This window comes from Fodinibius sp. GM108 (genome assembly GCF_058386985.1).
The window spans coordinates 79,381-101,516 of sequence record NZ_JBYEIR010000007.1 but is presented as its reverse complement, the minus strand read 5'-3'; the positions used below and the strand labels follow the sequence as shown (position 1 = coordinate 101,516).

The 22,136-nt window shown below is 36.1% G+C and carries 29 protein-coding genes and 1 tRNA gene; 2 read left to right on the top strand and 28 right to left on the bottom strand.

Translation table 11 applies throughout. The annotated features are described in order from the left end of the window. Positions 1–22 precede the first annotated feature (22 nt). The 18 genes from ACT3ID_RS13875 to ACT3ID_RS13790 form a co-directional block, all read right to left on the bottom strand. Complete coding sequence (locus ACT3ID_RS13875) at positions 23–2,449, bottom strand: phage tail tape measure protein (RefSeq protein ID WP_491542648.1); 2,427 nt, start codon at positions 2,447–2,449, stop codon at positions 23–25. 20 nt (positions 2,450–2,469) lie between these two features. Beyond that, the gene (locus ACT3ID_RS13870) at positions 2,470–2,790 is read right to left on the bottom strand and encodes a hypothetical protein (protein ID WP_491542836.1); all 321 of its coding nucleotides are present in this window, start codon (positions 2,788–2,790) and stop codon (positions 2,470–2,472) included. 44 nt (positions 2,791–2,834) lie between these two features. Beyond that, complete coding sequence (locus ACT3ID_RS13865; protein WP_491542647.1) at positions 2,835–3,161, bottom strand: hypothetical protein; 327 nt, start codon at positions 3,159–3,161, stop codon at positions 2,835–2,837. Positions 3,162–3,190: 29 nt separating this feature from the next. Next, a complete protein-coding gene (locus ACT3ID_RS13860) occupies positions 3,191–3,601 on the bottom strand; it encodes a phage tail tube protein (protein ID WP_491542646.1) in 411 nt (136 codons plus the stop codon). A gap of 75 nt (positions 3,602–3,676) precedes the next feature. Beyond that, positions 3,677–4,066 (bottom strand): tail completion protein gp17, encoded by a 390-nt coding sequence (gene gp17, locus ACT3ID_RS13855; RefSeq protein ID WP_491542645.1) that lies wholly within the window; start codon positions 4,064–4,066, stop codon positions 3,677–3,679. A 9-nt stretch (positions 4,067–4,075) separates the two neighbouring features. After that, positions 4,076–4,585 (bottom strand): hypothetical protein, encoded by a 510-nt coding sequence (locus ACT3ID_RS13850; protein WP_491542644.1) that lies wholly within the window; start codon positions 4,583–4,585, stop codon positions 4,076–4,078. Between the two features lie 121 nt (positions 4,586–4,706). Further along, complete coding sequence (locus tag ACT3ID_RS13845) at positions 4,707–5,075, bottom strand: hypothetical protein (RefSeq protein WP_491542643.1); 369 nt, start codon at positions 5,073–5,075, stop codon at positions 4,707–4,709. After that, positions 5,065–5,289, bottom strand: a complete 225-nt coding sequence (locus tag ACT3ID_RS13840; RefSeq protein ID WP_491542642.1) for a hypothetical protein — start codon at positions 5,287–5,289, stop codon at positions 5,065–5,067. Before ACT3ID_RS13840 ends, ACT3ID_RS13845 begins: the two co-directional genes overlap by 11 nt. Positions 5,290–5,296: 7 nt before the next feature. Further along, the gene (locus ACT3ID_RS13835; protein WP_491542641.1) at positions 5,297–5,629 is read right to left on the bottom strand and encodes a phage head closure protein; all 333 of its coding nucleotides are present in this window, start codon (positions 5,627–5,629) and stop codon (positions 5,297–5,299) included. A 12-nt stretch (positions 5,630–5,641) separates the two neighbouring features. Further along, positions 5,642–6,256 (bottom strand): head-tail connector protein, encoded by a 615-nt coding sequence (locus tag ACT3ID_RS13830; RefSeq protein WP_491542640.1) that lies wholly within the window; start codon positions 6,254–6,256, stop codon positions 5,642–5,644. 105 nt (positions 6,257–6,361) lie between these two features. Then, complete coding sequence (locus tag ACT3ID_RS13825; RefSeq protein WP_491542639.1) at positions 6,362–7,684, bottom strand: phage major capsid protein; 1,323 nt, start codon at positions 7,682–7,684, stop codon at positions 6,362–6,364. Continuing rightward, the gene (locus ACT3ID_RS13820) at positions 7,654–8,499 is read right to left on the bottom strand and encodes a head maturation protease, ClpP-related (RefSeq protein ID WP_491542638.1); all 846 of its coding nucleotides are present in this window, start codon (positions 8,497–8,499) and stop codon (positions 7,654–7,656) included. The genes ACT3ID_RS13825 and ACT3ID_RS13820 overlap by 31 nt, the downstream gene beginning before the upstream one ends. A 146-nt stretch (positions 8,500–8,645) precedes the next feature. Next, entirely contained in the window at positions 8,646–10,007 is a 1,362-nt protein-coding gene (locus ACT3ID_RS13815) for a phage portal protein (RefSeq protein ID WP_491542637.1), read from the bottom strand. 74 nt (positions 10,008–10,081) lie between these two features. Further along, positions 10,082–10,285 carry a hypothetical protein gene (locus ACT3ID_RS13810; protein ID WP_491542636.1) on the bottom strand — a complete coding sequence of 68 codons (204 nt, stop codon included), beginning with the start codon at positions 10,283–10,285 and terminating at the stop codon, positions 10,082–10,084. 52 nt (positions 10,286–10,337) lie between these two features. Further along, positions 10,338–12,221, bottom strand: coding sequence for a terminase large subunit (locus ACT3ID_RS13805; RefSeq protein ID WP_491542635.1), 1,884 nt, complete (start codon positions 12,219–12,221; stop codon positions 10,338–10,340). A 23-nt stretch (positions 12,222–12,244) separates the two neighbouring features. Continuing rightward, positions 12,245–12,317 (bottom strand) — tRNA-Gly (locus ACT3ID_RS13800). 8 nt (positions 12,318–12,325) lie between these two features. Then, positions 12,326–12,688, bottom strand: a complete 363-nt coding sequence (locus ACT3ID_RS13795) for a P27 family phage terminase small subunit (protein WP_491542634.1) — start codon at positions 12,686–12,688, stop codon at positions 12,326–12,328. Between the two features lie 444 nt (positions 12,689–13,132). After that, positions 13,133–13,474 carry a hypothetical protein gene (locus ACT3ID_RS13790; RefSeq protein ID WP_491542633.1) on the bottom strand — a complete coding sequence of 114 codons (342 nt, stop codon included), beginning with the start codon at positions 13,472–13,474 and terminating at the stop codon, positions 13,133–13,135. Positions 13,475–13,645: 171 nt separating this feature from the next. On the opposite strand from ACT3ID_RS13790, the gene ACT3ID_RS13785 reads away from it, so the two are divergent. Continuing rightward, complete coding sequence (locus ACT3ID_RS13785; RefSeq protein WP_491542632.1) at positions 13,646–14,197, top strand: hypothetical protein; 552 nt, start codon at positions 13,646–13,648, stop codon at positions 14,195–14,197. A gap of 130 nt (positions 14,198–14,327) precedes the next feature. Here ACT3ID_RS13785 and ACT3ID_RS13780 read toward each other — a convergent pair whose 3' ends face one another. After that, positions 14,328–15,524 (bottom strand): sensor histidine kinase, encoded by a 1,197-nt coding sequence (locus tag ACT3ID_RS13780; protein ID WP_491542631.1) that lies wholly within the window; start codon positions 15,522–15,524, stop codon positions 14,328–14,330. A gap of 815 nt (positions 15,525–16,339) precedes the next feature. On the opposite strand from ACT3ID_RS13780, the gene ACT3ID_RS13775 reads away from it, so the two are divergent. Next, positions 16,340–16,771, top strand: coding sequence for a response regulator (locus tag ACT3ID_RS13775; protein ID WP_491542630.1), 432 nt, complete (start codon positions 16,340–16,342; stop codon positions 16,769–16,771). A 468-nt stretch (positions 16,772–17,239) separates the two neighbouring features. On the opposite strand, the gene ACT3ID_RS13770 is transcribed toward ACT3ID_RS13775, so the two are convergent. From ACT3ID_RS13770 to ACT3ID_RS13730, 9 genes are all read right to left on the bottom strand, one after another. Beyond that, a complete protein-coding gene (locus ACT3ID_RS13770) occupies positions 17,240–17,416 on the bottom strand; it encodes a hypothetical protein (RefSeq protein WP_491542629.1) in 177 nt (58 codons plus the stop codon). Between the two features lie 35 nt (positions 17,417–17,451). Continuing rightward, complete coding sequence (locus ACT3ID_RS13765) at positions 17,452–17,679, bottom strand: hypothetical protein (protein WP_491542628.1); 228 nt, start codon at positions 17,677–17,679, stop codon at positions 17,452–17,454. Position 17,680: 1 nt separating this feature from the next. Further along, positions 17,681–18,289 carry an NUMOD3 domain-containing DNA-binding protein gene (locus ACT3ID_RS13760; protein WP_491542627.1) on the bottom strand — a complete coding sequence of 203 codons (609 nt, stop codon included), beginning with the start codon at positions 18,287–18,289 and terminating at the stop codon, positions 17,681–17,683. Positions 18,290–18,371: 82 nt separating this feature from the next. Further along, positions 18,372–18,764 (bottom strand): HNH endonuclease, encoded by a 393-nt coding sequence (locus ACT3ID_RS13755; RefSeq protein ID WP_491542626.1) that lies wholly within the window; start codon positions 18,762–18,764, stop codon positions 18,372–18,374. Between the two features lie 2 nt (positions 18,765–18,766). Further along, positions 18,767–18,961, bottom strand: coding sequence for a 30S ribosomal protein S21 (locus ACT3ID_RS13750; RefSeq protein WP_491542835.1), 195 nt, complete (start codon positions 18,959–18,961; stop codon positions 18,767–18,769). 40 nt (positions 18,962–19,001) lie between these two features. Then, on the bottom strand, positions 19,002–19,874 hold the full coding sequence (locus tag ACT3ID_RS13745; protein WP_491542625.1) for a hypothetical protein: 873 nt from the start codon (positions 19,872–19,874) through the stop codon (positions 19,002–19,004). Positions 19,875–20,017: 143 nt separating this feature from the next. Further along, positions 20,018–20,557 (bottom strand): hypothetical protein, encoded by a 540-nt coding sequence (locus tag ACT3ID_RS13740; protein WP_491542624.1) that lies wholly within the window; start codon positions 20,555–20,557, stop codon positions 20,018–20,020. A 47-nt stretch (positions 20,558–20,604) separates the two neighbouring features. Continuing rightward, the gene (locus tag ACT3ID_RS13735; RefSeq protein WP_491542623.1) at positions 20,605–21,114 is read right to left on the bottom strand and encodes an N-acetylmuramoyl-L-alanine amidase; all 510 of its coding nucleotides are present in this window, start codon (positions 21,112–21,114) and stop codon (positions 20,605–20,607) included. Then, positions 21,095–21,406, bottom strand: a complete 312-nt coding sequence (locus ACT3ID_RS13730) for a hypothetical protein (RefSeq protein ID WP_491542622.1) — start codon at positions 21,404–21,406, stop codon at positions 21,095–21,097. The genes ACT3ID_RS13735 and ACT3ID_RS13730 overlap by 20 nt, the downstream gene beginning before the upstream one ends. Positions 21,407–22,136: the final 730 nt, after the last annotated feature.

Here is a 22,136-nt window from a genome sequence, read left to right as displayed (position 1 = left end):
CCATTAATGATGAATAGTTCCTTTATCGTAACGTTTGATTTGCTTTCTCAAAGAGAATTCTTAAATCGGTTCCTTTGATATCAACCTTACCAACAACATTCACATTTTGTGAACTGGCTAATGTCTCACCTTTTGGAAGTGGTTTAGGTGAAGGGATAACTGTCTCTCCTGATGAAAGCATAGCTGGATAGGTGTCATTTGGAAATCCATCAGGAACAATACCACCTTGAGCCATTTTAGGTACACTCCCTCCTGCTTGTCTACTATTTGATTCTTTGCCGTCAGGACCCTTTTTCAGTAAGTTTTTAACAGCAGTCGTAGCAGCTATTAAAGCTGTACCAGCAGCAATTGCTGCAACTGGATTTGCTAGTAGATTTTCAAATGCGAGTGCTGCAACACCAGCTCCTATCAATAACTTTCCGAACTTATTAGCAAAATCTGTTACAATAAGTAGAATATTATTAAAGAATCCTTTTGCTCCAGCATCACCTGTAAATACATTCCCAAGTGTACTAGCAAAGTCAGTAATAGCTGAAGTTACTGTTGACTGAAGAGCTTGTCCCATTACCTTAGCCTTTTCAGTCATACCACCCATAGCCTCTTGAACAGAATCGAATTGTGACTCAACTTTTTTAAATGAATCAGTATCAAATCCAGCACCCTTTTCTGTTATGTCAGTAAAGAAAGGTGCAGCATCTTTTTGTCTCTTAAAATCAGCTTTACCAAATTCAGCATTTCGTTTCTGAGCAAGTTGAGCTTGAGTAAGTTCTTTAGTTGCTTTCGTAGCCTTTTCAGTCAGTCCAATGTAATCTGCTAAGTCACCTAAACCGTCCTTCAATATTTCTTTGAGACTGTTAAAACTCTCACCAAGTCCAACAGTCTCTTTTCTCATTTCTTTTTCTTTTTGTACGGCCTCGTTAAAAGATTTAGTAGCCTTCTGGATTTTAGTATCTATACCACTTGTAGCATCTTCGATCATTCCATGTACTTTAGCGAGACCAGGCAACATAGATGGAGCAAACTTAGCTACTACTTTTGCAAGCACACCAATTATCTTCTTAAACATCCAAGCAAAGGAATCAACAATTCCTTCAACTATTTTCCATGAAGCTAATTTCAATCCTTCCCAAATTGATTTGAGCCCAGCTGCAATTATCTCCCAGTTATCATATAGATTTTTACCAATTACAATTAACCCTCCTATAGCTGCGATCACTGCACCAGCTGGTGAAATGATTGCTCCCATAACAGTTGAAATAGTACCGAGCATATAGATTACTGGACCTAAAGCTGCTGCAAGACCGCTTGCAACCATTATCATGTTTCGCGTCTCATCACTTAGACTAGTAAACCAATCTACTGCATCGGATATGTTTTCAACTAAATCGTTGAATATTGGAAGGAGTTTACTACCAAGTTGTATTCCAGCTGTTCTTAAATCAGATAGAGCTTGTTTAAATTTATGAGATGTAGTTTCAGAAACCCTTTCAAATGCATCATCAACATTACCAGTTGAATCCTGTATTTCATTAAGAACTTCAGCATATTCTTCTCCCTGAGCTCCTGAAGTACCAAGTACGTTTGAAAGAGCACGTACATTTGGAATTACCTTTCTTATAGCTGAAATATTCCCGTCAAAATTATCTATAAGGAATTGAAGTGCACTTGCTAGACCATCCTTTTCAATACGGGATCTTAAATTCTGAACAGATGAACCAATAGTTTGTAAAGCTTTATTAGCTCTAGGTCCACCTTTAATAACAGAGTTCATTACTCCACGAAGTGCAGTAGCTGCTTCTTCAGTTGAAACACCTAATCGAGTAAATGTTGCTATGTTAGCACCTACTTCTTGAAATGATACTCCAAGCTGAGAAGCAATACCTGTAACCCGACCAAGGACAGGAGCAAGTTCAGAAGCCTCAAGATTACCCTCTCTTACAATACCAACTAAAGTATCTGTTGCTTCCGCTGCTGATATATTTTCTTCACCATAAGATTGAAGAATACCAGTTGTTGCTCGTGCAATTGTTTTTGTATCACCTAATCCAATTGCTGAAGCTTTAGCTGCCTTTTCCAGAGTTTCCATAGCAGCACTACCACGAAGACCAGCAGAAGTAACTGTGAAAAGTGCTTCTGATAATTCTTGAGGTGATCTAGCGGTCTCTCCTGCAAGACCCTTAACCTCATCTTTCATTTCAGCTACTTTGTCTCCTGACAGACCGACCAAGGTTTCAATTTTGGTCATCGAAGATTCGAAGTCAGCAGCTGCTTTAATTGATGCTCCACCTATTGCGGCAAGTGGAAGCGTGACATTTTGAGATAGGCTTCTCCCGGTTCTTTTTAACTTTCTTCCAAACTTCTGAAATCGTCTGGAAGCCTTGTTTAGATTTTTATTGAATTGCTTAGTATTGGCTCTAAGAATCCAATTAATATCTCTTTGGATAGCCAACTCATTTCTCTCTTAATGCATTAGTCTTCTTTTTCTTCTGGAACCGCTATTGATTTGAATTTTTCGGTGAGTACATCAAAGCTTTCACGCTTGCTTGAGGACGAGCCTTTTTCCCATGGGAATCTTTGTCTGGCGATTTGCTTAGCTGCCTTACCTGACCAGACATTTACTATAGATTGGGCGTTATATCTTGATGAACCGTATATTAGATTCCTGAGAGCTTCTAGATGTTTATCATCATGCTCTCGCTTACCTCGAAGTGCAGCAAAAAAGACTCTGGGAGTCATATCCCAAAAGTCTTCTTGGCTCAGAGATAAAACCCCAAAAGCCCAACCAAATATTCTATCCCACGTTACTCTTTGGTTAGTGTCCTCATCAGCTTCTTTTAGTTTCCCTTTTTTTCTAACTCTTCCATTTGACCATTAATAGCTTTGTGAGCTTGGCTCTCTTGATAGAGTTTTTGAAGCTTTATGAAGAGTGCTGCATCCTCATCCATAAACTCTTCTAATTCTTCAGCTGATAATGCTTTGTCTGAATCATCTTTTTCAGCTCCTTTCTTAGAAGCTTTCTCAAACAGATCTAAAAAAGCATCAAATTCAGGCATTGACATTTCGTCAAATTCCTGATTCTGCTTAGCTGTGAAATCGTAAAGAACTCTCATTGAAAAGAAGAAAGGGTATTCTTCACCGTCTATTTCTAGGTACTGTACCATTGTATTACTCTCCTGAAGTTGAAATTATATTATACTTGTGAATAGGTAAGTGGTCCTGTTCCTTGGAAGTCAAAACTTGCTTCCATTTTATCATCGGAATCAGACTTATCAACTGTATAAGAAGTTGTAATAGCTGATCCTGAGAACGTGATACTTCCAGAAACTTGATCAGCTGGTTGCAACTTGATTGTCCCCTTACCTGAACCGTTATGGAAATCGTCGATTATCGTATCGATGTAAGATCCTGAAGGATCAAAGTTGCATGTAAGTGACATCGTCCAGCTTCTTCGACCGGCAATAAATTCCGAATCTTCACCAGAGTCATCATCTGACACATCAATAGTATTACGTTCAGGTGAAACGTCTGCTGAAAGTACGTGACCTACTTTATTTGATTCGTAGTGAAATTCATAATCTCTACCTTTTAAAATGTCTGACATTTTAATTCTCTCTCTTGTTGAATAGTTACTTTTAAATTCTGCTGCCACCTATCACAGTGGACTCAAAAAAATGCTCTATTTTCTGAAAGTGATCTTCACTTCCATTATGTCGGTGTATATTTCTAATTCCTCTATGAAATCATCCGCACCACCAGATGAGATCATCACATAGTCAATAGTCTCTCCACCGTATGAACCAGATTCTTCATCAATCTCTGATTCTACAGTTTCCATTAAATCCTGAAGTGTTGGCTTATCACTGGCGTAGAAGTGCAAATCAAAATGCTGCTCTATAAAGCCATCTTGTCCGTCATCATCATACTCTCTAGGACTAGAAACTTTGCGATAAGTGATTGCTGGAAGCTTATCATCTCTCCTGACATTAGGAGAAAAGCGATCACCGATTTCATTAGTGATTGCGCTCTTTGATGTTACCAGTGAATAAAGTGCATCTGTTCTGCTCACTCATCTTCTCTATTTCTTAGCAGCTCGTTCTATTTTCCAATTGATTGTTTTCTCAACTTCTTTGATAAGCTTAGTTCTGTTATTATCCCAAGCTGGTCTCAAGAAAGGTTTAATCTTTTTACCCCTACCAACTTCAATCTTACCAGTTGATATTTTACCAGTTACGATTCCACCAACTTTAGCACTCCTAAATCGTTCAGGAGTACCGTATTCAAGAATAGCAGCTAAGCCGAATGATGATATATTTTCAAATACATCAGCATCATTCTTAACAACTCCAATTCTGACAGCTCCACCGCCACCAGTATATTTCTTCCGAGTTGTCATACCTATGGTTGGCAATAACCGAGCTGAATAAGAGCGTTGTTTCATTTCATTAACCATTGGCCGAGCTTTTCTTCTAATAGTCTGCTTCAACCAATCTTCATCAACCGCATCACCCATTTCTCGAAGTGACCTCAAAGCATCTTGAAATTCTTTCTCATTTACTTCAAATGATACATCGTTGCCTCTAGCCACTTTAATTCTCGGTTATCACCTTCAAATTTCGTTTCTACCACGGTTAAAAATGATTTGATGTAGGTTGATGTGGCTCAACCAATTGGAAGGATTTAATCTGTTTTCTACCCTATAAATATCTTTATTCAGCTTCTTGTTTTGCTTTTTTATGTATATCCATCACTCTCTCAGCTCCAATCCTGTCTTTAATTTCATTATAGGTTTTAGGTCCAATACCATCTACTTCTAACAGATTATTAAGATTATTTTTGACATGATTTTTTGTGTACAATCCAGACTCAAACAATTTATCTCGTCCCGGGAAATCTTCATCTAAGATAGGATTTGATTCTTCTCTCGTTTCAGGATTAAACTGTAAAGCGTGACCTTTGATCATTACCTGATATGCTTTCTCTTCAGGTAACTTTGTATAAGTTCCTGGTACATAAATCCAATCATATTCTTCTTCAGGAAAATCCTCTTTCCACCTGACACAAATCTTATTCCTCATCTTCTACTCTCTCGTTAATTTGATCGTTCTTATCCTTAGCATTTTTAATTCTGTGGTAGGTATAGATGATTAAAGTAATCGTAAAAATAATCTGGCACGCTACTAGAATAGTGCTAAGATTTTGCTCTAATCCCTTTCCAAGTACTTGATATAAGAAAATTAAATAGTTCGTTGCAGCTCCACCGTACACCTTTGCTGTTTCTCCAATTTGCATAATCTCATTAGTCATTTTGGTTCTCCTGATATCTAGCTTCAATCAAGACGAACTTATTTCTTCCCTCTTTGAAGAATGGATCGACTGATATTATATCCCAGTTCTTACTATTCCATTTGATTCTATTTTTTGTGGTTATATCGTCCCTGTGTCTGATTTTAAAACTGTATGTCTTATCAGCTGATTTTATACCTCCTACATATTCTTCTGAACCAGCTGAAGGTTGAATATCAGCCCACATTATTGGATCAGTATCTATATTAGTCCAACTTGTCTGTTCTCCACCACTAGAATCAATAGATGATGATGGTTCTTGAAATGTGATTCTTTCATCTAACACTATACTTCTCTCTTAATGGAATCGACCTATCCTATCACCATCAATCAGCGAACCAAAAACTGAAATATTGAATGGATTAATATTCTCCCTTTCAGACTTTGGTATATCTCGTTTCCAGTAAATCATTGCTAAGAGTTTGATAGCTGTCTTCCATTTATCAGGTACGTCAGTATTTTCTGGACCGAACCCGATTGTAAACTCTAAGCGAACTGGATAATCCTCACTTTCATCACTATACAAGTCAGGTAAATCTCCATGAAACTCAACTCTTACTGGATCTTCTTGACTGTAAGTCGTGTACTCTGAACTTGATAAAGTCTGTTCATTTCCATCTTTATCATCATACTTGACTGTTATTGATCCTGAGATTGGCTTCTTAGGAATTCTAACATCTGTGAAATGATTTAAGTGTAATTGGAAATCAGTATTAATGAAGTGCCATCCAGTCTGATCTTCAATATTAGCTCGTGAAGCCGAAACTAAAGAGCTAATCATTTGATCTTCTATAGACCGATCTTCTCTAAAAAAGCTTTTTGCCTCATCAAGTGTTACTGGTTCTTTTGGAGGCTCTGATACTTTTTCTAAAGACGCTTTAAAGTTATAATCACTGATATTATAGAAATGCATTACTGGCTCTCTTGATATAGATCACTCCTTAATAAGAAGGGAACAGCCTTTTAAATGTGACTGCTCCCTTCAGGAGATAAAATTATGAACTAACCTTAACTAAGATTAGCTAGTTTTTACGTCTTTTCTGTACGCAAAGCTTTCGTCTCTCAAGATTGCAACATCCACGTAGAGGTTAAGAACCAATCGTGTTATACCTTTTAATGCTTGAGTATATGGATCTTCCATTACCTCAATTCCGCCCCATTGACCTATCACTAAGTCATTGAAGTTACCGAAGATGATAGCTGAAAGATCAGAATCACCGTCTCGTGAAAAGTCAGATGGAACAAGGTTAGAAATACCTACTTGATATCCGTTCATTTCATTACCTGGTCCGAAGATATAAGTAGCTTCACCAGACTCTTTAACTGTCTGTTTCAACTGTCCACGAACCTTAGCATTTGTAAGATATCCAAGTGATCCGATATCAGCATTATCAGCTGCAACTGCACTTTCAAGATCAACAATATCACCCCATGTAAGAGCAGATCCTGAAGCAGTAGATTTATCATTTACACCAGTATCCAAAATACCATTTGGTGCTTTTGCTGATGCTGAAGTTAGGGCTGTTGATTCAATACCTCTACGAGCAGCATTTACTAACTGATTTTCAACACGCTGTCTCATTGATGGAGACGTTTGTGCTAACATCTGATTAGATACATCTGTGAAAACAGCTGCACGTTTTGGAGACAACTTAATCTGATCAAATGTAGGTGTGTGTTCATTAGATGTTTGATCAGTTTCACCTTCCCAAACTATATCAGCTTTATTGGTTTCGCGTGGCATTGGAACATCACCTTGCAAACCAGATTGGAAATCAGCTCCCATAGATGTGAGAACCAAACGATCATCCAGCTTATCAATAAAGCTTCCAAATCGATCTTCAACTACATCATCACCTTCAGTTCCAACTGTTAAGTCATTACTGAATTTGTTTGCTAATACCTTTTGTGGAATTACAAGACTGTTACTTCCACCTTCGAGTGTAACGCCAGCATTACGAGCTTCACGTTTACCTTCTTGATGAAATTCTTCAATTCTTCCACGAACTTTGCTATCAACGCTATTAGGATCTTTAGCATACTTAACAGCATCCATTAATGAATACTTAGCTACTTCTTCCTTCTGACTACCTTCACAATCTGTGATGATAGACGCGTTGAGGGCTTTTTCATTTTCTAATTTTTTCTCTCGCTCAATGAATGCGTTCTTTTCATTCACTATATCTTCTGCTTCGTCCCACTCTTTTTGGGCATCTTCATCTAAGTTTCCTTCCGGATTTTCGTTGTGGATGCGCTCAAGAGTTTCCAAAGCATCGTTACGTTCTTCGATTGCTTGCTTAATGTTATCCATTAATTTTCTCTCTTTTGATTTAGCAGCCACAACGTCCGCTCGCGCGCTGCCACGCTGTAGCCAGTCTCTTGATGATTTACTTTTTCGTTAGTTTCTTTTTCTTCTGAATCCTTATCTGCTTCACCAGCATCAGATTCGCTTGTAACTTTTTCTGTAGATTCTTCTTTAGTCTCTTCTAGATCAGCCGTCTTACTTTCTGGAATTGGAAGTCCGTAATTTTCGAAAACTGACTTATCTACAGCTGCAACTTTCATTGGCTCTGTTATCTCATCGATAAGTCCGAACTCTTCAGCTTCTTCAGCATTTAACCAGATTCCATCACCATTTGACTTTCCCATAAGCTCTAAGAAAGTCTCTTGGTCTTTACCTGAGCGTTTTGCGTAGATATTAGAAATGCGGTCATCCATCTTTCTCAGGTCTTTAGCTAATGCTTCAAAATCATTAGCATTACCACCACCTATCGTCCAAGCATTGTGAACTAGGTACATGGCATTGTCTGACATTGACCGAACATCACCAGCCTGAGCAATTACTGTAGCTGCAGAAGCTGTTAACCCTTTAACTTTCGTAGTTACCTCTGCATCATTCTCAGCTAGTAAGTCATGAATGGCTAAACCGTGATCAATGTCACCGCCCAAAGAACTGATATTGACAAGTATTTTATCAGCATCAATTTCAGAGATTTCTTTGAGCTGCTCTCTCATCTCCTGCTTAGTAGTGTTATCTTCAGAAAAGAAGTCTTCTCCGATTATTCCCTGAATATCAACTTCAGCTACAACACTACCGTCTTCTTTCTCTTTTTGATCTATGTCTAAATTGAATAGAAGTGGCTTGTTTTCATTCAATTAAATTCTCTCTTAAATGCGGTCAAAGACTTTCAAATCTTTGATTTACGCTTGTGTTAAACTCTCTTGATAGAGGTATTGCTCACCTCTGAACTTTCACCTAATAAATATCTCCGATGTGATTTGTCTCACAGAATTATTTTCAATTAGTGGTGTCCGTTGGTCATTACTTTCTGACCGTTTTCCTTATTCTTGAATTCCTGCAATGCTTTGATAAGCTCATCTACAGAATTGTTGGACTGCCCACCGTTTTCTCTCTTGAAATTCAGTTTCTCCATATAATCTTCAATGGATTGCTTATTCATATCCATAAAGTGGATATCACCATTTTCACCAAATGTATCTTCACCTAAGAACTTGAGCGCTTGGTTAGGTGTGAATATTCCATTACTTACCATTGCTGATAAAAATTCACCTAGTGATTTGAGATCACCTCTGAGTAGTTCTTTAGGATCTATGAAAGTTTCATAGCTCTTACGCTTTTCACTTTCGAGTAGTAATTTCTTTCTAGTCTCTTGCTCCCAAACATTAAGTCTTGGTTTAAGTCCATCTTGAACATAATCCAAAGACTCAAACTCCCGTGTGTTGTAAGAAGTGTTTTGATCACCTTTGAGTTTTGATACTGGAATACCTAACCATCTAGCTACGTCTTCTGTAGTTACTTTCATTCGTTCAATTAACATTGCATCAGAAGCTGGAATAGTTAAATTTTGATACTCAAACTTTCCGTCTAAGATGATCGGCTCAAACCAATTATCATCACCTCTGTGATTAGTTGTGAATTCTCTCCTGATTTTGGACTTAGCAAGATTTGTCACTTGTTCATTTGATCCTAATGACTGATCTGTACTCAATATTCCATTAGCATGTGTACCGTTTTTAAAGTACTTCTCACCAAATTTTTCAGTAGCTATATGGCCGCTGAATCTATCTTTTGCATACTGAATTATTGATCGTCCTTTAAGCTTATCAGCATTAGGTACGAATTGCTTCAAATGCAATACATTTCTTGAATGAATAGGTCTGTCATAGTTATCAAAATCATAAAACACATCTCTTGTTTCTCTGTCTTGCCTTACAACAGTATCCCAAGGATTCTGAGGATGTAGTCCTACAATATTATTTCGATTTCTTTCAATGACTGCATAAGCATTTCCCCAGGTCAACAACCAGAGAGTCATTTGAAATTTGAACTCTCTTGCATTCTGATAATGATTTGGTTCGTATCGAAGAAGCTCCCTTACTTGATGATCTGTTTTGTGTGTTATATTTCCAGTCTTATAATCTTTCTGAATCACTGAAAAAGGAAGATAGGCACAGTGATTCGCAATAAGATTAACTCCATCAAAGTAAGCACTTATAGTAAGTGCAGTCTGTTCATTAACGTTAATTCCTGTACTCGTACCTCCACCAATAGCATCAACCAACCACGGTTTTGGATCCTTTAATGTAGAAGTGGATTCATTCTTAATTTCACTAAGGGCTTGCCCGAAGTAATTCTTTGGCATTACATTTTCTCAGTTTCTTCTCTCTTGACATGTCATTAAATAAATATTGTTAGCGTGGTGCTTTGAAAGGATTTTTATTCACTCTTTCCTTCTAATGCTTCTTTGTAATGCTCCCCTACATTACCAACTACATATGCACCAAATAGGAATTTCATGAACTCTGTGTAAGTGCTGAAATCACCAATACCATAAAATAGCATGGCTGTCATGGTGACGAATAGAACTAATGTTGCAATTAATTTTCTACTCTTAACTTTCTCTTTAAATTTTTTATCCATTTAATTTCTCTCTTACTATTATCTTATGTATCCCACTTGTGTTTAAACGCTTCTAACCCGTTTTTTCTAATTCCTTCATAGCTCGTCTTGCATACGGATGTAAGTCTTGTCCATTACTGAATTGATCGTTCTCTTTCTCTTGATATCCTTCAATTTCATTTTTGCTTTCCAATTCAGCTTCTGCTCTCTGAGCGTATGGATTTATTTGTTGGACTTCAGCATTATCAACTCCCCATATATATGTAGATACAGCCATAATCAGAGTTACAGCAGCATCAATTTTTTCGTCATTGGAGAGCTTTATTGGACGGATTTGTTCTTTTGAATTCTCTTTAACATTTGTATTAGAAATGCACCACCTCAGAACTGGATTTCCGTTATGCTGAATTCGTTGATCTAAGATCATTGCCTCCAAACTTTTCATCGGTTCAGAAAAGTTCTTGTGAGACATATATATCTGGATCAGCTTCTCATCTGGAATTCCTCTTTTCTGTAATTGAGTAATGAATAGATTAGCTTCTGAAGGGTCATATCCTAGAGCCTGAATATTGTACTTACTGAACAATTCAATTACATCTTCTTTAATCACATCTTGATCAATTGACTCTATACCAGCTGTATCAATAAATCCTTCATCGTTCCAGGTTCTCATCTGAGTAAAATACCTGTCAGTATTCTCTCCACTCTCTTTGGTAAGCCTTTTTTCTGGAACGAATGAGAATGTAAATGGATAGAATGTCAGATTACCTAATGAGTTACCTTCAAAAAAGGTCAGTTGTACTACTGTTAAGTCAAGTTTACTGGAAAGGTCAATGGTAATAATTGCCGGCAGATGTTTTACGTCTTCAATGGATACGTCTGTTTCACATTTATCCCATTTTGATATATCCATCCATCCTTTAGAAGAGCGAGCCCAAACATTTAAGTGCTTAGTAAGGAAATCATTCTTTTTCCTGAGATTACCTTTAGCTTCTTTAATAGCTGTTTTAAAGTAATCTTTACGAACTGATACACCGTAGTTTGGATTGGCTTTCTTCCATACGTATTCTTTATCCCAATTCTCTTCATCACCTTCATCAATTCCGTAGATGATACAGAACCGTTGATCATTTTCGACTTCAGTAGAGAGTACTTTTTCTGCCTCTCTCTGTACTTCAAAACCAAGTGAATTTGTGTTAGGTCCTGCTGTAGTGATATTCAGAATTAATGAATTTACTCTAGCAGCTGTACCATCCTTAAGAATTGAATGAATCTCTGGATCGGTTAAGTCTTTAATCTCATCACATACTGCACAGTGAACATTAAAACCGTCAGTAGATTCAGGTTTAGAAGGGAGTGGTTTGAAGTTAGCATCATTGTCAGGGAACTCTATTTTCCTATCAGCTGTCGATCTATTGATCTTGAAATAAGGTGATAGCTTATTTGAGTTCTGAATAATATTTCTAGCTGCTCTATAGGAAAGTTCAGATGCTTGTTTCTGATTCTTAGCAACCGAATATACTTGGGCTCCTGGTTCTTCATCCCAGTAAAGCATATACAATGCTATTGCAGCAGCCATGAATGACTTACCATTCTTCTTAGCGATAAAAATATCAGCCTGCTTGAATCTCCTGATATGTTTACCAGCTATCTTTTCCTTTTTAAGCCATCCGAAAATGCAACCAAGTATAAATTTCTGCCAAGGTTCTAAGTAGAATGGTTTCCCTGCAAAAATTCCTTCATAGTGATGAACGTAGTTTTCACAGAAATTGAAGAAGTGCTCTGCTAACTTTGGATTGAAATAGAAAGGAAAATCATCATCATTCTGTCTAGCAAGATCACGCTGGTTTCTTTCAACCGCTTTTTTTACCCACTTATTTGTAGGTATCTCGTCATCAAGTACTGCTTTGCAATAAGAATCCGCTTCCGGGATTCCCATTTCATAGAATTGCGACAATAAACTTCTCTCTTAATGAGTAGTGCGGAATACCAGATTTGAACTGGTGGCTGCTGATTGGAAGTCAGCCGTGTTTCCAGACTACACTAATTCCGCTTCTAAGTTTAATTCTTTCCAGGAGGACCAATACCTAAAGGACCTGCTTCTTCAGGCTCATACTTTGGAGCAAGCTGAAGTTCCTTTCTTAAATCTTTCACGTCCTTCATTGCTTTCTCGTAAGTAGTATGGTAACCTGAACGTCTATTCTTACCACCTGCTTGGTAGGTGAGTCCTTCTTTCTGCATTTTACTTACCAGATCATAAATACATTGCTCGTTCCAAGCTAAAACTGCTACTCTTGATATGATTGTCTTATCAAGATCGCCTCTCTGAAGTAGCTTTTTGCAATATGATTTGAAGTATTCTGCTCCAATTTCATCTAAGAAATCTGGTGCTGTTGGTACCTCTTTCATTTTCAGTTCTATCATAGGTTTTCTCTCTTAATTGTCTGTCTATAAATATCTCAGAGACTAAACTTGGGTGGATTATTTTTTTATTGAGCTATCAGCACACCTATAAGAACTCCTGTTCCTGAACCAATTAAGATATGTTTGATTCGATTCCTTCTGATCTTGCTTTCTAGTAGATCCACTTTTTCGGTTTTCAACTCTACTCTCTTATTAAGCAAGTCAATTTGGTTCTCCTGAAGGGATATTAAGCTGTCAGACTGTGAAATTCGGTTTCTAAGCCTGGTAACTAAAGTATGTTGCTGTCTCAGCTTAATCGTTTTAAGTGAATCGTTTATTTGCAGTGTTCTTACCTTTGAATAAAGTGAATCTATCTCTGTAGCAGTGAAGCAAAACGTGCTGTCACTTGATTGGCTGAATCCTAGTAATGGTAAGAGTAGGAATGTTGATATGAGAAGTGCTTTTTTAACCATTCTTTTTAGCAAACTCTTTAAGATATTTCGCTTTCTCTTTAGCTGATTTTTTAATGGATTCTTTTTCAACCTTCTTCTTCACTTGATGGAGCTCATTTTGAGTCTCTTTGATTTCCTTCTCAGTTTTATCGATATCTGAATCTGTATTGGAAATCTGCTCTCTCTTCTTTTCGATCTTCTTGTTGAGCTCTTTTTCCTTGTTCTTATTCTCCTGAATCTTATTGTCAACCTCTTTGATCTCTTCATCGATATTGCGATTGGAGATGAAGATGTATCCGAGTACTGAACCGATTATTAGAAGAATGTATTTTAAGTAGTTCCAGATATTTTTCATCACATTGCTCTCATTGCTCTTTTTTCTACATAGTAAATATCTCAGAAATAGAACTTGGGTAGGTTATTTTTTTACACTCTTGAAATGAAATACAAATCAAAGATCGTATTTGCTATTTCAGCTTCAATTTACAATCCTCAAATAATTAAAATTGTCAATAAAACATTTTCAATGAGCAAGAAAAATACACTGCGAAATTCCTTAATAGTAACAGTAGCAGGTACTGTAATAGGTGGTATAATACTTGAAGTCTTACTCGATGTTGAAGTTTGGAACTTTGTTACTTCAATTTTCTCCTCGATATGGTCTGGACTCACCTATACCTTCTCTATATCAGTTTGGTTATTTGGTTTATTATTACTCCTATCTTTTGGATTTGGTGTACTGGGATTATTTCTACTTTTAAGAAGTGATTCAGAAAATCAACCTGAATATGAATTGTATAGAAGGGATAACATTTTCGGAATTGATTGGCAATGGAGATGGAATTATGGTGAAATAGTAGATCTGATCCCATTATGTCCCGAATGTGCTTATCAACCCGTCCTTGAGAATAATATCAGTAGGATGGGCTCATATAACTCATTTATAGATTGCGACAATTGTGGATTCAGAAAGGAATTTCAAGATTCTCCTAGAATCTTACGGGGTAAAGTCGAAAGAGAAATCCAGAGAAGAATTAGAACAAATGAGTTTATTGATATTTTAAATTCACAATATTAGTGATTTCCGTAAACTTGGCCGGGTTATATTATTCTGACAAAAAAAAGAAAGGGTGGTGAAGATTTCTAAGAGAGGCTGTTACTAGTGATTTTCCCATGCCTCATTCTTCTTTCTACTATTCTTGAGTAGTTTATATGTTGCTAGACGCTCCCTTTTTATCCTTTTTTTGGAATCGAATTTTGAAAACATCTTTATCATTTTCCTCTACGTATTCCATAGCAGCTTCTAATTGTCGGGTAAGTACGTGAATAAGCTTGGCAGGAAGATGTTCTTCTGGATGTATTAGCTTTTCTTTTACCTGCTGATCAAGTCGCTGAATATGTAACTCTATCGCTACTTCGTTTTTATCATTAATCCTCAAAGACAGCTTTATTCCATCACAAAGTCGATCACCATTTCCATTACTAAGTCTGGATAGTATTTCGTTAATCATTAAACCAAGAGGAACAGCTTGGTTAATATTAAGCTCCAACTCACTGGATTTAATCTCTAATTTTTCTTCACTGTTGAATAGAATCTCTCGCAAACTATTCAGGAAACTATGAAATGGAATATCTTTAAGGCTTTGCTGTTGAAAAAGGATTTCATGAATTTCGGCAATAATAAAAATTCGGTTGCGGGTGGATTCAAGCGGAATTGCATGTAAACTTTGTTGATATTCATTCAACTCAAGCTCGATAAATCCAGCGATAAGAGCCAGATTGTTTTTAACCCGGTGGTGTAACTCACTTAGGAGTAGTTGTTTCTCCTGATTCGACTTTTCCAGTTCCTTATAGGTTTTAACTTGTTTTGTTACATCCACAGCCTCAACAAAAATTCCGGTACATTCTCCTTTCTCATTAGTTAACGGCTTATAAAAAAAATTTCGGTAGTAAGTTTTTTTCCTTTCACCATGTTGAACCTCAAAGGGCACTTGATAGCCTTTATGTAGCTGTCCTGTTTTAAAAACTTTATCTAGTAAATCAAAAAATCCTTGCTCCTGTAATTCCGGTAGAGCCTCTTTGGCTGTTTTACCTATAAGCTCACGATTACCTACCATTTGCTGATATGCATCATTAGCATAAGTGAACCGATGACTAGGTCCTTCAAGAATACAAATCGCAGAAGGGGCTTCTAAAAGAATCTCTTCCAGTTCTTCTTTCTCTTTTTCAACTTGTTTGCGATTATTTTTTTCTTTTTCGAGAAGTTCTATAATTCTCTTTCGCCTATCTCTTAGCTTTATAGCATCTCGTCGAATAAAAAAGTACAGTACTAAAGCAGAAGCTAACACGAAGAACCACCCTTTATAAGTCTGCATTGAAAGAAGTAGCTCTGGATTCTCAATCATTGTATTGATTAAACGATCACTGTAGAAAATCCAAAGAAATGAGACCAGGAAATAAACGAGAGCAATTTTTATTTCATACCTGTCGGTGGTCAAGGGATTTTGCATAAAAATTTAAATAATTACTAATATTAAATAATTATAATATTTATAAACTAATTTAAGGTAGTAATTTCAGGATATTTACCAAATAAGCTCATTATAGTAAGTTGCTCAATAACCAAGTCATTGTGACATCTTATATTGACCTGACATGATTTGACAGAGTACTCCGTTACTATATTAAGTATGGAAAATTGCAATCAAATAGAGCTGTTCCCGGATCAAGAAAAGAAGACTTCTGGCAAAGGAACACCTGAATTTGTATCACGATTTCAGGTGAGAGGTCGTACTTCTCCACCACGATATAAACTTGTTCAAGTTCCAGATTGGATAAAAGAGAGACGTAATAGAGATACTGACAGTAACCTGTGACTGCTAAGCATGAAATGTAGGAAGCTTTTAAACCCAAGTGGGTTTAATAATAGTTTTTCTATCGGTTATCTAATAACTATTTCCTGAATTACATACTTGTCCGTTAGTGATTTTAGTTGCATTTTACAATGGAATATATTTCTATAACTATCTGCCAGTCAAATAATTAGAGAAATTTAAAAAATTAATATTATAAAAAAGAAGTGATCATCTAGTATCTATCGGCTCCATAAAGCTTGTAATATATCCATTACACAACTAATGACTTTAATATTACAGGTTTTTGGAACAATACCATTGCTTCATCATATAAGTACCCAACCCTTAAAAAAATCTACTGTACTTTGGCACACCTTATTAAGATCCTGATCGTAGATGATGACTCGATACTAAGAGAAGCCACAAAAAAAAGGCTTGAAATAGAAGATGATATGGTGGTAGTTGGTGAAGCATCGGATGGAATAGAAGCAGTTAAGCTTGCTATAGAATTTTCTCCTGACGTTATTTTAATGGACATCGAGATGCCAAACATGAATGGCATTGAAGCCACTAAGAAAATTATAGCCAATAACAATCAGGCAGTAATAATTGGATTTTCAGCAAGTAGTAAAACACAATATATTAAGATTATGAAAGAAGCAGGTGCCGTAGCTTATCATTCTAAGTATGATGGTTATAGTGCTTTGTGTAAGTCTATTAGGGATAACGTGTCGAATGTTCATTTTCGCCCTTGGAAAATCACAAGAAAAGTTATTAATAAGATTTTCAAATTTTAATTCTGAAACCTTTGATAAGAGAACTGAAATGAAAACTAGCTAGACTTGTTGAAAGCATCATATTTCTGTATGAACGGAATGCCAGAAATAAAAAAGCCCCACACCGGCAAAAATGTGGGGCCCATTGTTGGCCATGATGAGGTAACATCATGAAACGACTAGTACTTATAAAATCTTCATTAAGAAGCATCTTACAAAATCTATTTTATGCTATCGCCTCGGCCCCTAGCATTAAAATCGTAATTGTACAGCTTCTTCAATCCTACACTCAACACTGCACCAGCCATTAGCAATATTGAATAAGTTATTGGCACTGCAACATCCACAAACAACTCAGCCATAAGGAACACTGCTGCTGTCAGCAGAAATACACTTGCACACAGAGTTGTCAGGGTTTCAAAGCAGTATTCAACTCCTTGGTAAAGGAGTGTAAGCCAACCTACTTCATTACTGTTTTGTTGGTTATTACTATTCACTCTCTTTCTCTGATATCTTCATTAGCTCTTCAGTTATTTGTTCTCTAGACATTTCTTTGCTTTTACTACCTATCTCTATTGTTATCACCTCTTTACCATTATCCTGTAGTTCTACTGACATATGCTTTAGTTTACTTTGTTCTAACTTTTGTACTAGGAAGTTAGTCATGAACGATTGATTTAGATTATTTAGATGTACTCCCATTATTCTCCCTCTAGGTATTCGAATTGTTGTTTCAGTTTCTCTTTAGCTGATAAGTCTATTCTGTTATCAACTTTTCTGTATTGTTCTGCTGAGTAGTTTGTCAATTGAGATCGCATTTCCTCTAATATCTCAGCACACTCTTCTTCACTGTATTTGCTAGTTAGAATATCATTCAAAATCTCTAACCAACGTTCTTTCTTCCGTTTTAACTCTTCATCATTTATCACCTTATTCCTCAGTTACGAATTCAAATTTCTTTGCTTTTACTTTCCCATTACAATGATCACTTACAGAAGATAAACTATAATTAAAGTATTTAGCTGCATCCGTTATTGTATCGAATTCTTTACCTGACTCAATGTATCTGACTGCTTTAGCATTAGGATTATTTTTTCCTTTTCGTTCACTAAACGTTCTTCCAGATAAAGCTTTACTTAATTTTCTTTTCGTTTCTTCTGAGCGTTCTCTTCCTTTGTTCCACGGCTCTTTACCATGTCTAGGATGAGCTGAACCAGTTAAGTTATTTGTATAAAACCCTTTGTTTGGTATGTAATAATTTTGATTCTTAGGATCATCAATACAATCTTCGATCAACTCAGCTTCATACTCTATACATTCCTCACGAGAATTAAATCCTTTCTTTAGAATTCTCTTTAGTAATCTATCCTGATTTTCAGGGACCCAAGATCTAAATGATCCAGAATATCCTATGTCTAATTCAGCTAAATTTGTGATACTTTTTTTACCATACCAACTACTTTTACAATCTCTGCTTCCTATATAATACTCACCTGTTACAGGATCTCTCGTTTCATATACATAATATCTGTCCTTCACCTCAGTACTCCTTTTTGTGTGTCACTTTTAACAGTTCCACTAATACATAGAAAGTCGCTAACAAAAAGCGAGCGGATAATTTTTAATGAGCTTCTTTACCTGATTTCACAGCATGACAGTCGTGACATAGGAACTGAACATTACTTTTACTCAGTTTAGCACCACCGTCTCTGATAGGAACAATATGATCTAAAACATTACCAATACTGATAGCACCATATTCTAAACAATGTTTGCACAATGGATACTGCTTAGGATCAGTTAAGAATTGATAAAGATCTCCTGAAGAGATGTCATCATATTTCTCGAAAACATCTATAACTCTTAGTTCATCAATTTTTCTTTGCTCTTTCCTACACTCTTCTTTGAATTTCTTCCATTTGTAAGTGTTATAGAATCCAGAACTGATTTCTCTTACAGTTTTCCCAACACTTTTCTCTTGTTGTTTACGTAAGTCAGTTAAATTCTTAGGCACTACTATTCTCCTAACTTCTTACCGGGATATTCCTTTGGTCTAGCTTCTTCTCTCTTACGAGCTGCGTGCTCAGCATCTTGTCGTTTTTTAGTATTGGGTATAAATCTCTGGGACTGTTTGTGATCGAATAATATCTCACTCTCTTTCACCTTACTTTGAAATATGCTCAACGCTTTCTCGAAATCACCGTCTCTCACATCTACTGATACTCTTACCAATTTTCTTCTCTGTTAATCATTACAAATTGCCTCTTTTTCGTTGTAACTCATAGTAGTCTTCTGTGATCTTTTCCATTTCTTGATCTGAAGGGCTACCGGGCCAATTCTGTTCTCTCATCCAAATGATTGTATCCTTAGATATTTTTCCGTCCTCTTCCCATTTTCTTTTAAGCCTGTCAAAAATTTTTAGTAAATCTTTTCTGACGTTAGTGTAAGATGTATTGTTTTTAACGTTGCATTCTACTTTACTTCTGATAGCATCAAAATCACCATTATGAAATTCAGTTATATTTTCTTCTTCAATGTATCGTAGAAAAGCTTTTGCAGCTTTCCTTTTATCGTCTTTGACCCATAAGTCTTCTAAATTTTCTCTGACGTATGACTTAAATTGCTCTTCAAATTTTTGGAATTCATTTCGCTCTATGTCATCTATATTTGATACTTCAATTTGCGATTCACGGTGAATACGATTCTCCCAATATTGATCGCTATCATAATTACCTGGAGCCACATTAACAGATAGATTGTTGAGATTCTTTTTTCGCTGTTTCTTAACAACCTGTAGCACTCTCATATTAACACACCAAGAGAAGTAGGAAAAGGATTTGCCCTTTTCAGGATCAAAGTACTTATCTGCATCAGAATGCTCTCTTGATTTTCTAAGTAATTTATAAGCCCATGTTATACCTTCTTGAACAAGTTCTCTTCCGCTTAATTTACTAGAACTGTGGTATCCATTTCTATAGACTATAGACTCAGCAGCTGTTTTAAATACTGAATGAATCTTTTCTCGATATAGCTTTTCCAGTTCATATTCTTTGAGATATTTGTTAAAAACATATTCCTCAATTGCATTATTTACTTCTTCATCCCAGTAATAATCTTTAGACAATCTACTTCTCTCTACTTAATTAGCTCACCGTCTTTATAAATAGCTTTTATAACCCCGTTTTCATCTCGAAATGATATACTCTTCAGACTGCCAACGACGATTGTTTTATTAGGTTTGTAGTCAACTTTGATTGAGACCACTGCTTACTCTCCAAATGATACTATTTCAAGTAGATGCTCAGGTATATCTTTCATTTCCATAAAGTCTAAAAACATCTCAATGTCGATCTCTTTGAATCTTACCTCAGCAATTTTTTCACTCATTACCTGAGAATTATGTAGCTGTACATCCATTTGTTCATTAATTGCTTCTTCATATTTCTCATCTACTTCAGCCATCTTTCTGTTGATGTTTTGTAGCTTCTCATCTGACATATCATCTCGGTTAGTCCAGAAAGGTTCTCCATCCTCATTCTTTTCTATAGTACCACCGTTCTCCTCTATTACATCAAGAGTTTTCTCTTGATGATCTTGGATGTCTTCTTTGTACTTATCGCTAACTTCTTTTAAATCTTTCTGAATAATTGAACGAGCAGTTTGAGCTTCTTCCTTTGCACGTTTTTTATTTACCCTTAACAACCACTCTAATTTTTTAGAGATGTCGTCTTCGTATTGATGCAAAAATTTTTCAATTGTATTATGAATATTTTGTAGTTCTATGAATGAATAGTATTTATCTGACATTACTTCTCTCCTGAATTAACAGATGTCATAGACATCTATGATGTTTATTAATTTGATATTCGTTCTTTAAATAAAAGCCATGGAAAACCATCACCTGGATCTTTCTTACCTTTTCCTTCTCCCCTGATATCATCACCAGATACATCTGAATGTCTTACTACATTCTCTTCTGTAATATTGTAGGCTTCCATCGAAACTCTGGTTAAGAGAACTGCTGAATCTATTTGCTGATCTGTATAAGTCTCACGTTTCTCAATTTTATCTAAGAATTCTGAGTAGCTATTATTTCCATAAACAAGCAGTTCGAATCCTAAGTAGTGATCATTCAACCCTGTTATACCATTGTGCTCTGACTTACCAGCATGTAAAGCTTTTTCAGTAGTTGGAACCATCTGATCAACTTTTCCATCTGGTTTTATCAAAGCATGAACGCTTAATCCAACCTGTTCTAGAAATCCTTTAGCATACCAAGAAGAGCCTTCATAAACGATATACTCACTCATGCTATGTACTACAATTCCTTTCGGGAAATCTGAATTAATCGTCCTTCTCCACACATAATTCTTTCATCAGCTTACTACATTTGCTTTCGATATCTCTAGAATTGATTGGTCTCTTCCGTAAATCAGCTAAGATTTGAACTGCTTTATCATTAAGCATTTCGTATAGCATCTCTCTTTCTTCATCAGTAAGAAGTGTCTTTTCCCATTTTTTAAATGAGCTGATGAAGTACGTATACAAGACAAAGTCATTTCGATGTGCACTAGCTATAAAAAGCTCGTGTATCCTATCTGCACCTAGTATTCCTTTCTCATGCAATTTTTTAAAAATTGAACTCTCTTTAGTCACTCTCTTTCTCTCTAATTTGTTTTAAGAAGAATGGTGGCTCAGGGAATGTAAGGAGACACAAAAAACCTAAGCCACCAATCTCGAAGAAGTGTGATATCTCGAAGACTTTTTTGTCTCCACTAATAAGTACTTGCCGAAAAAGAAAAACCGTCGTTTGATTTGATTGCTCGCACAACCAGAAGAGACTTAATTAAAATTTCAATTAAATTTATAATTAAAAACTTAACATTTTGGAGCATTTAAAGGCGCTTCCGTGTTAGAATTCCTTAATGTTATTCTAACATTTTTTACGCCACCTTTCTCAAAATAGTTTAAACGGCGGATTCAATTCGACAAATGTTAAATGGGTTCACAATTTTGTCAACTGGATAACAATTTTATCATTGAATTGTACTCAGTGTAATACAATTTCCTTCGGTAAGACTTCACCATTCCTTATGTTGATGAAGGAGTAATACTCGCACAAGCTGAATGTAAATTACAACTGTTATAATATAACAGTACCCACGTCAGCTTGTTCTAAATCGACTTAGAGCTCTCTAACCAAAATTTTAAAAGTAACGAAATTCTGTTTGCAATCTATTAAGTTGATAGTGAGGAAAAATTGTAGTGAGGCTCGCACATAGTGTGCAACATGAACAGGTTAAGGTTTGTAAACCTATCGACGTTTAGAGCATGCTAAGATAGATTTACACAATTTTTAATATCACGACTTTTTACTTGATGATGC